Origin of the sequence: Pseudomonas sp. FSL R10-1339, from assembly GCF_009600545.1 — a bacterium.
Taxonomy (GTDB): Bacteria; Pseudomonadota; Gammaproteobacteria; order Pseudomonadales; family Pseudomonadaceae; genus Aquipseudomonas; species Aquipseudomonas bubulae.
The window spans coordinates 12,357-25,764 of record NZ_WIVQ01000038.1 but is presented as its reverse complement, the minus strand read 5'-3'; the positions used below and the strand labels follow the sequence as shown (position 1 = coordinate 25,764).

Sequence of the window (13,408 nt, the reverse complement as noted above, 5' to 3'; positions counted from 1 at the left end):
AGTAAGCCACCCCATTAAAGGCAAGCGCAAATCCAAAGCCCTGTAAAATCCAGGTTTTCAACTGGGTCAACACCTCTGGCATATGCCTTGCACCCTCGCAGTATGCTTTTGCCAAGGTGCTGCCTCCCATGAACGAATCACTCGCCGGGCCTCTGGCCTGGGTCAACGGCAGCGATGCCCCGGAAAAAACCGAAATCAATCTCGGTTTTATGGCCCTCAGCGATTGTGCCTCGGTGGTGGTGGCCGCCACTCAAGGGTTCGCCCAGCCCTTCGGGCTGACGCTGAACCTCAAGCGCCAGTCGTCCTGGGCCAGCCTGCGGGATAATCTGGTCAACGGCCAGCTCGACGCCGCCCACAGCCTCTACGGGCTGATCTACGCCGTGCACCTGGGCATTGGCGGCGTGGCGGCCACCGACATGAGCGTACTCATGGGGCTTAACCAAAACGGCCAGAGCCTCAACCTCTCCCACGGTTTACAGGCCCTGGGCGTGACCCGTCCTGAGGCGTTGCAACAACACGTGCACCAAAGTCGATCGAAACTGACCTTCGCCCAGACTTTTCCCACGGGCACTCATGCCATGTGGCTGTATTACTGGCTGGCGAGTCAGGGCATTCATCCGCTGCAAGACGTCAACAGCGTAGTGGTACCACCGCAACAGATGGTTGCGCACTTGCTGGCAGGTCGCATTGACGGCTTTTGCGTCGGCGAGCCTTGGGCCGACAGCGCGGTCAAACAAAATATGGGGTTCACCCTCACCACTACTCAGGCGCTGTGGCCCGACCACCCGGAGAAGGTCCTCGGCTGCACCCGCGCGTTTGTCGAGCAATACCCCAATACCGCCCGGGCGCTGGTGATGGCAATTCTCGAAGCCAGCCGTTTTATCGAACAAAATCACGAAAACCGTCGCAGTACCGCACAATTGCTGAGCGCCCCCGAGTACCTGAATGCACCCGTAGAGTGCATCGCGCCGCGCCTGCTCGGCGACTACAACGACGGCCTGGGCAAGCACTGGCAAGACCCGCACGCCCTGCGTTTTTATGGTGACGGCGAGGTCAACCTGCCGTACCTGTCCGATGGCATGTGGTTTATGACCCAGTTCCGCCGCTGGGGCTTGCTGCGCGAAGACCCGGACTACCTCGGTGTTGCCCGTCAGGTTCAGCAATTGGCCCTGTACCGCGACGCGGCCAACGCCGTTAACGTGCCGGCAGGTGCCGCAAACATGCGCAGCAGCCAGTTGCTCGATGGCAAGGTGTGGGACGGCTCGGATCCCGCAGGCTATGCCCGAAGCTTTGCGCTGCATGCCATGAGCACCCGCGCTCCTCTTGCTGCCCGTCGTTGACCGGAGCCACCCCCATGCTGCGTATCTTGCTGATCAACGACACGGCGAAAAAAGTCGGCCGCCTGAAAGCCGCGCTGAGTGAAGCCGGATTTGAGGTAATCGATGAGTCGGGCCTGACCATCGACCTGCCTGCTCGCGTCGAAACGGTGCGCCCGGACGTGATCCTGATCGATACCGAGTCGCCAAGCCGCGATGTGATGGAGCAAGTGGTGTTGGTGTCTAGGGACCAACCACGACCGATTGTCATGTTCACCGACGAGCACGACCCCGGCGTGATGCGTCAGGCGATCAAGTCAGGGGTTAGCGCCTACATTGTCGAAGGCATTCACGCACAGCGCTTGCAGCCAATTCTCGATGTGGCCATGGCTCGCTTCGAAAGCGACCAGGCCCTGCGCGCCCAACTGCATGCCCGCGACCAGCAACTGGCCGAGCGCAAGCGCATCGAACTGGCCAAGGGTCTGCTGATGAAGATGAAAAGCTGCAACGAAGAAGAGGCTTACACCCTGATGCGCCGCCAGGCCATGAGCCGCCAACAAAAACTGATACAGGTGGCGGAACAGATCATAGCCATGAGTGAGCTTCTGGGTTGACCCATGATCCTCCTCAATTGGCACAGTTTTCGCTAAGCAATCCTTACCGGTAACCAACGGCGGTTGCCCCATCTACGACAGAGACGTCGCTCCCCTGATTCGCCCATGGCGGATCCGGCAGCGGCGTTTTTTCGTTTTGGCCCCAGCGACCGGGGCCGGTGGTGCGGCCGTTACGGCGCCCCATCGCAACTCTTCTTCTAAAAACGATCAACCGTTGAGGTGCGCGATGAATTCAAGCTTCTGGAAGTCCGGCCATACTCCAACCCTGTTCGCGGCGTTTCTGTATTTCGACCTGAGTTTTATGGTCTGGTATCTGCTCGGCCCACTGGCCGTGCAAATTGCCACCGACCTGCACCTGACCACGCAACAGCGTGGGCTGGTGGTGGCCACGCCGATCCTCGCGGGGGCCGTGCTGCGCTTTGTGATGGGCCTGCTGGCTGATCGCCTGTCTCCCAAAACCGCCGGGCTGATCGGTCAGGTCATTGTTATTGGTGCGTTGTTTGTGGCCTGGAAGCACGGTATTCACAGCTACGAGCAGGCTCTTTTGCTGGGACTGTTTCTGGGCATGGCTGGCGCCTCGTTTGCCGTTGCGTTGCCGCTGGCCTCGCAGTGGTATCCACCGCAACACCAGGGCAAGGCAATGGGCATCGCCGGTGCAGGCAACTCTGGCACGGTGTTCGCTGCGCTACTGGCCCCGGTGCTGGCAGCGGCGTATGGCTGGAGCAATGTGTTCGGCTTTGCCCTGATCCCGCTGGTGCTGTGCATTTTCGTATTTGCCTGGCTGGCCAAAAACGCCCCGGAACGGCCCGTGGCCAAGTCCATGAGCGATTACTTCAAGGCCCTGGGCGACCGCGACAGTTGGTGGTTCATGTTTTTCTACAGCGTGACGTTCGGCGGCTTTATCGGCCTGGCCAGCGCCCTGCCCGGCTATTTTAACGATCAATACGGACTAAGCCCGGTGACGGCGGGTTACTACACAGCCGCCTGTGTATTTGGCGGTAGTTTGATGCGGCCGCTGGGCGGTGCGCTGGCGGATCGCTTCGGCGGTATTCGTACCCTGTTGGGGATGTACACCCTGGCGACCATCAGCATCGCCGCCGTGGGTTTCAACCTGCCAAGCTCCTATGCAGCACTGGCGCTTTTCGTCTGCACAATGCTGGGGTTGGGTGCAGGTAACGGGGCAGTTTTCCAATTGGTGCCTCAGCGCTTTCGTCGTGAAATTGGCGTTATGACGGGCTTGATCGGCATGGCAGGCGGCATTGGTGGTTTCGCCCTCGCAGCAGGCATGGGCGCGATTAAACAAAGCACCGGCAGCTATCAACTGGCCTTGTGGTTATTTGCCAGCCTTGGCGTACTGGCCTGGTTCGGCCTGCACGGGGTCAAGCGCCGCTGGAGAACAACCTGGGGCTCGGCTGCCGTGACCGCTGCCCGAGTGTGAGGCTGCGATGAGTCTGCAACTGAGTTTCGCCCACGCCAGCGCCATCGGCTCTCGCGCAGAGAATCAGGACGCACTGCGCGAGGTCACGCCTGTGCCCATGCTGGCGGCGAGCAAAGGGCATTTATTTGCCATTGCCGATGGCGTCAGCCAATGCGCCGATGGCGGCCTGGCCGCCCGTTCGACGTTGCAGGCACTGGCGCTGGACTACTACGCCACACCAGAAACCTGGAGCGTCGCCCAGGCACTGGAACGTTTGCTGCAAGCGCAAAATAGCTGGCTGCGGGTCAATGGCGGCGGGCAACCGCTGCTGACCACGGTAAGTGCTGTGGTCATGCGCGGCAGGCGTTTTACGTTGGCCCATGTGGGTGATTGCCGGGTCTACCGCTGGCACGCCACAACCTTGCAGCGCATCAGTGAAGACCACGTCTGGGACCAGCCGGGTATGCAGCATGTGCTCAAGCGGGCGCTGGGGCTGGATCAGTATCTGGTGGTGGATTTTCTGGACGGTGAACTGCAACAGGGCGAGACCTTTGTGCTGCTTAGTGACGGTATATGGTCGACCCTGGGCGATACCGCCATAGCCGCCCTGTTGCGTGATCTACCCGACCTGCAAAGCGCCGCCAGCACGCTGGTGAATGCCGCGCATCGGGCAGGCAGTCAGGACAATGCCAGCGCTCTGCTGGTGAGGGTCGACGCTCTGGGGGAAAGCGCCATCGGCGACGCCCTGGCGCAACTGCAGCAATGGCCACTACCGCCCGCGCTCAAACCGGGGCAACACTTTGAAAACTGGCAGGTCGAAAGCCATGTTGGCCAGAGCCAGCAATCACTGCTCTACCGGGTGCGGGATGCGCAGCAACAGCCCTGGCTACTGAAAACCCTGCCGGCCCATCTGCACGACGATCACCTGGCAGGGCAAGCGCTGCTATCGGAAGAATGGTTCCTCAAGCGCGTGGCGGGTCGTCATTTCCCCGAGGTGCACCCCGCCAGCCAGCGTCAGCATTTGTACTACGTGATGCGTGAATATCCAGGCACCACCCTGGAAAATCTCTATACCAAGCGCGGGCCTCTGCCCCTGGCACAATGGCTGGATCTGGCCGAGCGCCTGTTGCGAGCTGTGGGCCTGTTACACCGACGGCAGATTTTTCATCGCGATATCAAACCGCACAATCTGTTGCTGGGTGACGACGGTGAATTGCGCTTGCTGGACTTTGGGCTGGCCTACTGCCCCGGTCTGTCGGAGGATCTGCCATCAACGTTGCCCGGCACACCCAGTTATCTCTCCCCGGAAGCCTTTCGCGGCGAAAAACCCAGCCCCGGACAGGATCTCTACGCCGTGGGCGTGACGTTGTATTACCTGCTGACCGGGCATTACCCCTACGGAGAAATCGAAGCATTTCAGCGTCCGCGCTTTGGTATGCCTGTCAGCGCCAGTCGTTATCGACCCGATCTGCCGGAGTGGATTGCCCATAACCTTGAGCGCGGGGTTGCCGCCAATCCGGCGCAACGCTTTGAAACGGCCGAAGAATGGCTGCTACAACTGGAGCAGGGTGAGCGCCAGAGCTTGAGCGTGCGCCCCCGGCCCTTGCTGGAGCGCGAGCCGTTAAAGGTATGGCGGACGGTGGCATCAGTGTCGTTGTTGATAAATCTGGTGCTGATATTTTTGCTGTCTCACCCATAAAGGTGTTCGCTACAGGGCAAGCGGCGCCCCAATAACGGGCGAGGCGCATTGCATCGGTGCACAAAAACACCCCGCGAATATCCAGACATCGTGTAAACACGGGCTCTTGTCAACTTGGCACAACCACTGCATTAGCTAATCCATCAAACATAAAACCCGGTCTTCAACGACGAATACCAGGTTTCCCGAGAGAACGGGACAAGGACAAAGGCGTCCTCGCTAGGCAACTAGCGGGACGCCTTTTTTTGTTTTTGCACAATGTGTCGAGCAAGGCCGCAATGCCCCCCAGAAGGCCGGCCTTGCTCGCGGAGAACCTGATGAAAAAACTCAAACTGGTGATGATCGGCAACGGCATGGCCGGGGTTCGCACCCTGGAAGAGTTGCTCAAACTGAGCAACGAGCTGTACGAGATTACGGTCTTCGGCGCCGAACCTCACGCCAACTACAACCGTATCCTGCTCTCGCCCGTTCTGGCCGGGGAACAGACCTTCGAGGAGATAGTGCTCAACGATCTGGACTGGTACCTGGACAACAACATCAAGCTGCTGCTCAACCGCAAGGTGGTGCAGATCGACCGGGCCAGGCGCCGGGTTATCGCCGAAGACGGTACCGAAGCCGAGTACGACCGTCTGCTGATTGCCACCGGCTCTACGCCCTTTATCCTGCCGATCCCCGGCAACACCCTGGACGGTGTGATCGGCTACCGCGATATTGCCGATACCCAGGCGATGATCGATACCGCCAAAACCCATAAACACGCGGTGGTCATCGGCGGCGGACTGCTGGGGCTGGAGGCAGCCAATGGCCTGATGCTGCGCGGCATGCATGTGACCGTGGTGCATATCGGCGAATGGCTGCTGGATCGCCAACTCGACCCGATCAGCGGCCAACTGCTGCAAAATGCTCTTGAAGCACGCGGCCTGCATTTTCGCCTGCGCGAACAGACCAATGCCCTGCACGATGCTGGCAATGGCCGGGTGGGCTCGGTGGAGTTCAAGAACGGCGAGATCATCCCTGCAGATCTGGTAGTGATGGCTGCCGGTATTCGGCCCAATACCGAGCTTGCCGAGCAGGCGGGCATCCCCTGCAATCGCGGCATTCTCGTCAACGACACCCTGCAAACCTACGACCCGCGCATTTACGCCATCGGCGAATGCGCCAGCCATCGCGGCATCGCTTACGGCCTGGTGGCGCCACTGTTCGAGCAGGCCAAGGTCTGCGCCAACCACCTCGCACAACTGGGTTTTGCCCGCTATCAGGGCTCGGTCACGTCGACCAAACTGAAGGTCACCGGCATCGATCTGTTCTCGGCAGGCGACTTTATGGGCGGTGAAGGCACTGAAATCATCACCCTCAGCGACCCGATCGGCGGGGTCTACAAAAAGCTGGTGATCAAGGACGACATTCTGGTGGGAGCCTGCCTATACGGCGACACCGCAGACGGCGGCTGGTACTTCCGACAAATCCGTGAGAATCACGCCATCGGTGAGATCCGCGATCATTTGATGTTTGGTGAAAATGCCATAGGCGATGTCGGCCATCAGGGCCAGGACAAGGCCATGAGCATGGCCGACACCGCCGAAATCTGCGGTTGCAATGGCGTGTGCAAGGGCACCATCGTCAAGGCTATTCAAGAGCACGGGCTGTTCAGCGTTGATGAGGTCAAAAAGCACACCAAGGCGGCCAGCTCCTGCGGTTCATGCGCGGGGTTGGTGGAGCAGATTTTGATCAACACCGTGGGGGGCGCGGCGGACGTCAAACCCAAAAGCGAAAAAGCCATCTGCGGCTGCAGCGACCTGAACCACGGACAAATCCGCCGGGCCATTCGCGAGCAACATTTGCTGACCATCGCCGACACCCAGCGCTACCTGAACTGGCGCTCGCCCAACGGCTGCGCCACCTGCCGCCCGGCGCTCAACTACTACCTGATTTCCACCTGGCCGGGAGAGGCCCGCGATGATCCGCAATCACGGCTAATAAACGAAAGGGCCCACGCAAACATTCAAAAAGACGGCACCTATTCCGTCGTCCCGCGGATGTGGGGCGGCGTCACCAACCCCTCCGAGCTGAGGCGTATTGCCGATGTGGCCGACAAGTACAACGTGCCGATGGTCAAGGTTACCGGCGGGCAGCGCATCGATCTGCTGGGGATAAAAAAACACGACCTGCCGGGCGTGTGGAAGGATCTGGACATGCCCTCGGGGCATGCCTACGGCAAATCCATCCGCACGGTAAAGACCTGTGTGGGCAGCGAGTTCTGCCGCTTCGGCACGCAAAACTCGACGCAACTGGGCATCGAACTGGAACACGATCTGTTCAATATGTGGTCGCCGCACAAGGTGAAGTTGGCAGTGTCCGGTTGCCCGCGCAACTGTTCGGAAGCAGGCATCAAGGACGTAGGAATTATCGGCGTGGACTCCGGCTGGGAGATGTATATCGGCGGTAATGGCGGGATCAAAACCGAGGTTGCCGAGTTCTTCGTCAAACTCAAAACGGCTGAAGAAGTCCGCGAGTACAACGGTGCCTTTTTACAGTTGTATCGCGAAGAGGCCTTCTACCTCGAGCGCACCGTGCATTACCTGCAACGGGTCGGTATGGAGCACATCAAAAAGGCGGTGCTTGAAGACCCCGAACGGCGCAAGGCGCTCAATGATCGCCTGCAGTTTTCCCTGTCGTTTGAGCAAGACCCGTGGAAAGAGCGCCTGGTGCAGCCGTTGCTGAAAAAGGAGTTCGAGGTCATCCCCGTGAACAATCTGGAGGTGCCGGCATGAACTGGCTCGATATCTGTTCACTTGAAGAAATCAACACCCTGGGCTCACGGATCATCAGCGGACCGAAGGGTGATATCGCGATTTTTCGCACAAGCGACGACGAAGTGTTCGCCCTCGACGACCGCTGCCCGCACAAGGGCGGCCCGTTGTCCCAGGGCTTGATCTACGGCAAGCGCGTCGCCTGCCCGCTGCACAACTGGCAGATCGATCTGCAAAGCGGCGAAGCCCAGGCCCCGGATATCGGTTGCGCCCACCACCATCAGGCTCGGGTCGAAAATGGCCGTGTGCAGTTGGCCTTGCGGGATGCAGGCTGATGAGCCGCCAGATCACCGCCTCCACCTGCTGCTACTGCGGGGTCGGCTGCGGCGTGCTGATCGAACATGATGGCGAGCGTATTCTCGGCGTCAGCGGCGATCCGGCGCATCCGGCCAACTATGGCAAGCTGTGCAGCAAAGGCTCGACCCTGCACCTGACCGGCGACCTCAATGCCCGCGCGCTGTACCCGCAACTGCGCCTGGGCAAGGCGCTGGCCCGTGGTCGCAGCGACTGGGACAGCGCCCTTGATCACGCGGCCAATGTGTTCGCCGCCACCATCGCCGAGCACGGCCCCGACAGCGTGGCGTTTTATATCTCGGGGCAGTTGCTGACCGAGGATTACTACGCCTTCAACAAACTGGCCCGGGCGCTGGTGGGCACCAACAATATCGACAGCAATTCGCGGCTGTGCATGTCCTCGGCCGTGGTCGGCTACAAACGAAGCCTGGGCGCCGATGCGCCGCCTTGCAGCTATGAAGACCTGGAGCTGAGCGATTGCGTGATGATCGTCGGCAGCAATATGGCTTACGCACATCCGGTACTGTTTCGCCGCCTGGAGGAGGCAAAAGCCCGACGTCCGCAGATGAAAGTCATCGTTATCGACCCGCGGCGTACCGATACCTGCGATCTGGCCGACCTGCATCTGGCAATTTTACCGGGCACCGACGTCGCGTTGTTTCACGGAATTTTGCATTTATTGCTGTGGGAAGACTGGGTCGATCGCGACTTTATCCAGGCCCACACTCAGGGCCTGCCCGAGCTGAAAAGTCTGGTGCGCGATTACACCCCGCAGATGGTCTCGCAATTGTGCGGCATCAGCGTCGAGCAACTGCAGCAATGCGCCGAATGGGTAGGCACCTCGCCAAGTTTTTTATCGCTGTGGTGCATGGGCCTGAACCAGTCCACCGCCGGCAGCGCGAAAAACAGCGCCCTGATCAATCTGCATCTGGCCACCGGGCAAATCGGCCGCCCGGGTGCAGGACCGTTCTCGCTTACCGGTCAGCCCAATGCCATGGGCGGGCGCGAAACCGGTAGCCTGTCCAACTTGTTACCCGGCCATCGTGATGCGGCCAATGCCGAACACCGGGCCGAAGTCGCCGCTTACTGGGGGGTTGAGCAACTGCCACAGAACACCGGCCTGAGCGCCATCGAACTCTTTGAGCAAATGGCCAGCGGCAAGGTCAAGGCCGTGTGGATCGCCTGCACCAACCCCGCGCAATCCATGCCGGACCAGACTGCCGTGCGGGCGGCGTTGCAGGCCTGCCCGTTTGTGGTGCTGCAAGAGGCGTTTCACACCACCGAAACCGCGGCCTTCGCCGACCTGCTGTTGCCCGCCGCCAGTTGGGGGGAAAAGGACGGCACAGTGACAAACTCTGAACGGCGTATTTCCCATGTACGCAAAGCCATTCCGGCACCGGGCGAAGCCCGTTCAGACTGGGCAATTACGGTGGATTTCGCACAGCGCCTGGAAAAACATCTGCGTCCCGAGCACAGCAGCCTGTTTGCATTTGAAACTGAAGCCCAGGTGTTCGACGAATACAAGCACCTGACCTCTGGCCGTGATCTGGACCTGTCGGGTATCAGCCATGCAGTGCTCGATGCCATCGGCCCGCAACAGTGGCCTTTCCCGATAGGGGCCCGTGAAGGCACTGCGCGGCTGTATCTGGACGCGGTATTCCCTACCGCCACCGGTCGTGCGCAGTTCGTGGCCGAGCCCTACCGCGCCGCCAAGGAGCAGCGCGACGCACGCTTCCCCCTCACGCTGATCACTGGTCGCCTGCGCGACCAATGGCACGGCATGAGCCGCACCGGCACGGCCGCGCAATTGTTCGGTCACGTCAGCGAAGCGGTGTTGAGCCTGCACCCGGACGAGTTGCGCCGTCATCGCCTGCAGCCCGGAGATCTGGTCAGCCTCAAGAGTCGGCGCGGCGCCGTGATTGTTCCAGTCAGCAGCGACGACAGCGTGCGCCCGGGGCAGGCGTTTTTGCCGATGCACTGGGGTGACCGCTTCCTCAAGGGCGGGGTCAACACCTTGACCGTGCCAGCGTTTGACCCGCTGTCCAAACAACCGGAACTCAAACACAGCGCCGTGCGCCTGGAACCGGCGCAATTACCTTGGCACCTTTTCGCCCTGATCGAGGGTGATGTTCAACAGAACTTCGAGACACTGCGCCAGCTCTGCGAAACCTTTTCGTACGTCAGTTTCAGCCTGACTGGCCGCGAGCGCCCTGCGTTACTGATCCGTGCCGCCAGCGCCAGCGCACCCGATCCGCAACTGCTACGCGAGATTGATCAATGCCTGGGGCTCAACGAGGGGCCGGTACTGGCTTACGACGACCCGCGCCGCGCCATTGGCAAGCGGGTGCGCATCGAGCACGGAAGCATCACTGCGATTCGTCTGGCGGGCGAAACCCTGGCACGGCACTGGCTGCAAAACCTGTGGCAGGAAGGCCGCGCCGACGAGCAATTGCGCCGCTGGCTGCTGGCGCCACTGAGCGCGCCACCGGGCAACGCCAACGCCCCGACCGCTGGCAACTCGATTGTGTGCAATTGCAAGAACGTCAGTCAGAGCGTGATTGAGGCTGGCATCGCCCAAGGGCTGGACTTGCAGGGACTGAAAAGATCGTTGGGCTGCGGCACGCAATGCGGCTCCTGTGTCCCGCAAATCAAGCGCTTGCTGACTGCCCAGGCGCAGCCAGTCGCCATTAACCCGTGAGGAAATCACAATGAGTGCAAAAGTCTGGCTGGTGGGCGCAGGGCCGGGTGATCCCGAACTGCTGACGCTCAAGGCCGTGCGCGCCCTGCGCGAAGCAGATGTCGTATTGATTGACGATCTGGTCAATGACGCGGTGCTGGAGCATTGCCCCGCTGCGCGGGTGATTTCGGTGGGCAAACGCGGAGGGTGCCGTTCGACTCCACAGGCGTTTATTCATCGCCTGATGCTGCGTTATGCCCGCCACGGCAAATGCGTGGTTCGACTCAAGGGCGGCGACCCATGCATTTTCGGCCGTGGCGGCGAAGAAGCACAGTGGTTGCGTGAACACGGGGTTGAGGTGGAACTGGTCAATGGCATCACGGCCGGCCTGGCTGGCGCGACGCAATGCGCTATCCCCCTGACCCTGCGCGGCGTGGCCCGTGGCGTGACGCTGGTGACGGCACACACCCAGGATGACAGCCAGGTGAACTGGCAGGCGCTGGCGCAAAGCGGCACGACCCTGGTGGTGTATATGGGGGTAGCAAAGTTGAGCGAGATCCGCGAACAATTGCTGGCGGGCGGCATGACGGCGGACATGCCGGTGGCCATGATCGAAAATGCCTCCCTGCCCCACCAGCGCGAATGCCGCAGCGACCTGACGGCGATGGAGAAAGATGCCCAGGCGTTTGAACTCAAGAGCCCGGCGATTCTGGTGATTGGTCGCGTGGCGGCATCCAGCGCGGCACAACCATCACGGGAGGAGAATGTGTGGGAGCCGGGCTTGCCCGCGATGCAGGCAACCCGCTAGTTCTGAAGGGAATTTTAACTGTGGGAGCGAGCCTGCTCGCGAACGACTTTCGCGAGCAGGCTCGCTCCCACAGGGAGGGTTGACCGGCAACAGAGTATCTACAGAAATGGCGCAGAAGGGGTGATCTCAAACGACCCCCTTCGCCTCAACGTTTACCCCGCTGCGGGCCACAAGCCACGCGCAAAGCGACTTGTGACTGAGCCAAATCGACCCCCGCCGTCATCCCGGTGTCATGGGGCTTTGTTTCCTTGACGGGCATTCAGCCCTCAAGGAGCCCCCATGATTCGCCCCACATTACTGGCCCTCGCGCTTTTTTCCGTGATCAACAGCGCTTGCGCCGCCCCCGACACGCCGCTGCCCCACTCCCCCGGCGCGCCTTATGCCGCCAGTGGCCTGGCCGACCGTATCGTGCTGACCCCCGGGGCCGATCCTGCCAGGGAAATGGCCGTAACATTCCGCACCGATACCCGCCAGCAGGCCAGCCAGCTGCAACTGGCTCCTGCCCTCGATGGCCCGCAACTGGCCAAGGCGGCGCATGAGGTCCAGGGCACAAGCATCAGCCTGGACAACGAGAACGGCGCGGCGTTGTTCCACCAGGTACGCCTGCACGACCTGCAGCCGGGCACGGCCTATGTGTACCGGGTCAAGGGCAGCGACGGCTGGAGTGAGTGGTTGCAGTTCCACACTGCGACCAAGAGTTTCAAGCCGTTCAACTTTATTTATATGGGCGATGTGCAGAACGACATTCTGTCACTGGCCTCGCGCAGCATTCGCCAGGCCTTGCAGAGCGTGGCCAACCCCGCGTTGATCGTGCATGCCGGGGACCTGGTGTCGCAACGCGAAGACCTGGTACACGACGATCAATGGGGCGAATGGAACCAGGCAGGTGGTTTCAATTACGGGATGATTCCCCAGCTAGTGGCCGCCGGCAACCACGAATACCTCGACGGCCTCAACCCCGACGGCAGCGAAACCCGCACTCTCGGGCCGCACTGGAGCCGCCAGTTCGCCCTGCCGCAAAACGGTGTTGATGGGCTCAAAGACACCACCTACTTTGTCGACTATCAGGGTGTGCGGTTTATCGTCCTTGATGGCACCTCGGCGCTCGATATGGGCACCCTTGATCAACAGACCCGCTGGCTTGAGCAGAGCCTGAAAACCAGCCCCGCACGCTGGAATATCGTGGTCACTCACCAGCCGGTCTACACCTGCGCCCGCCCCGAAGATACCGAGCCGTTGAAAACTGCCTGGAAGCCGCTGTTCGAGCGTTATGCGGTGGATCTGGTGTTGCAGGGCCATGATCACTGCTACAGCCGTGTCAGCAACGAGGCCGGCCGTGTTGCGTCCAAAGCCGCACAAGCCGGCGGCAAGATTCAGGGACCGGTGTATATGGTCTCGGTGGCGGGTTCGAAGATGTATGGCCTCAATGACCGGGCCCGGCAGCAACCGGATCGCAGTGCTGAAGAAACCCAGCTGTACCAGACGGTCGACGTACAGGACTCAAGGCTGAAGGTGCGCAGCTACACCGCCGCTGGCAAGTTGTATGACGCCTTTGACCTGGAGCGCGACGGCAAAAATCGTAACCACTTGCGCGAGTCGGTGAAAAACCTGCCCGCCGAACGCGCCTGCACGCAAACGGCTGGCCCCGACGGCTTCGCCTGCAGCTCAAGGGCCAAGTAACCCGCTGCTACGGGAAAACTTCAACTGTGGGAGCGAGCCTGCTCGCGAACGACCTTCGCGAGCAGGCTCGCTCCCACTGGAAGGTATCTACGG

9 protein-coding genes are annotated in these 13,408 nt (G+C 60.9%); all 9 read left to right on the top strand.

The genetic code is table 11. The annotated features are described in order from the left end of the window. The first annotated feature begins 128 nt into the window (after positions 1-128). A complete protein-coding gene (locus tag GHO03_RS13240) occupies positions 129-1,340 on the top strand; it encodes a CmpA/NrtA family ABC transporter substrate-binding protein (RefSeq protein WP_095020657.1) in 1,212 nt (403 codons plus the stop codon). 14 nt (positions 1,341-1,354) lie between these two features. Then, a complete protein-coding gene (locus GHO03_RS13235) occupies positions 1,355-1,930 on the top strand; it encodes an ANTAR domain-containing response regulator (protein WP_019827366.1) in 576 nt (191 codons plus the stop codon). Positions 1,931-2,156: 226 nt separating this feature from the next. After that, positions 2,157-3,368 carry a NarK/NasA family nitrate transporter gene (locus GHO03_RS13230; protein ID WP_095002501.1) on the top strand — a complete coding sequence of 404 codons (1,212 nt, stop codon included), beginning with the start codon at positions 2,157-2,159 and terminating at the stop codon, positions 3,366-3,368. Positions 3,369-3,375: 7 nt separating this feature from the next. After that, complete coding sequence (locus GHO03_RS13225) at positions 3,376-5,046, top strand: bifunctional protein-serine/threonine kinase/phosphatase (RefSeq protein ID WP_153399962.1); 1,671 nt, start codon at positions 3,376-3,378, stop codon at positions 5,044-5,046. Positions 5,047-5,363: 317 nt separating this feature from the next. Further along, complete coding sequence (gene nirB, locus GHO03_RS13220) at positions 5,364-7,817, top strand: nitrite reductase large subunit NirB (protein WP_095002499.1); 2,454 nt, start codon at positions 5,364-5,366, stop codon at positions 7,815-7,817. Beyond that, entirely contained in the window at positions 7,814-8,131 is a 318-nt protein-coding gene (gene nirD, locus GHO03_RS13215) for a nitrite reductase small subunit NirD (RefSeq protein WP_095002498.1), read from the top strand. Before nirB ends, nirD begins: the two co-directional genes overlap by 4 nt. Next, entirely contained in the window at positions 8,131-10,848 is a 2,718-nt protein-coding gene (locus GHO03_RS13210) for a nitrate reductase (RefSeq protein ID WP_153399960.1), read from the top strand. The genes nirD and GHO03_RS13210 overlap by 1 nt, the downstream gene beginning before the upstream one ends. A 10-nt stretch (positions 10,849-10,858) precedes the next feature. Continuing rightward, positions 10,859-11,635, top strand: coding sequence for a uroporphyrinogen-III C-methyltransferase (gene cobA, locus GHO03_RS13205; RefSeq protein WP_095002496.1), 777 nt, complete (start codon positions 10,859-10,861; stop codon positions 11,633-11,635). Positions 11,636-11,914: 279 nt separating this feature from the next. After that, positions 11,915-13,315, top strand: coding sequence for a metallophosphoesterase family protein (locus GHO03_RS13200; protein WP_153399958.1), 1,401 nt, complete (start codon positions 11,915-11,917; stop codon positions 13,313-13,315). Positions 13,316-13,408 lie beyond the last annotated feature (93 nt).

What these genes read in the sequence shown, in the direction of transcription:
- GHO03_RS13230 (WP_095002501.1), top strand. Translation starts at nt 2,157, where the DNA reads ATGAATTCAAGCTTCTGGAAGTCCGGCCATACTCCAACCCTGTTCGCG.
- nirD (WP_095002498.1), top strand. Translation starts at nt 7,814, where the DNA reads ATGAACTGGCTCGATATCTGTTCACTTGAAGAAATCAACACCCTGGGC.
- GHO03_RS13210 (WP_153399960.1), top strand. Translation starts at nt 8,131, where the DNA reads ATGAGCCGCCAGATCACCGCCTCCACCTGCTGCTACTGCGGGGTCGGC.
- GHO03_RS13235 (WP_019827366.1), top strand. Translation starts at nt 1,355, where the DNA reads ATGCTGCGTATCTTGCTGATCAACGACACGGCGAAAAAAGTCGGCCGC.
- nirB (WP_095002499.1), top strand. Translation starts at nt 5,364, where the DNA reads ATGAAAAAACTCAAACTGGTGATGATCGGCAACGGCATGGCCGGGGTT.
- cobA (WP_095002496.1), top strand. Translation starts at nt 10,859, where the DNA reads ATGAGTGCAAAAGTCTGGCTGGTGGGCGCAGGGCCGGGTGATCCCGAA.
- GHO03_RS13200 (WP_153399958.1), top strand. Translation starts at nt 11,915, where the DNA reads ATGATTCGCCCCACATTACTGGCCCTCGCGCTTTTTTCCGTGATCAAC.
- GHO03_RS13240 (WP_095020657.1), top strand. Translation starts at nt 129, where the DNA reads ATGAACGAATCACTCGCCGGGCCTCTGGCCTGGGTCAACGGCAGCGAT.
- GHO03_RS13225 (WP_153399962.1), top strand. Translation starts at nt 3,376, where the DNA reads ATGAGTCTGCAACTGAGTTTCGCCCACGCCAGCGCCATCGGCTCTCGC.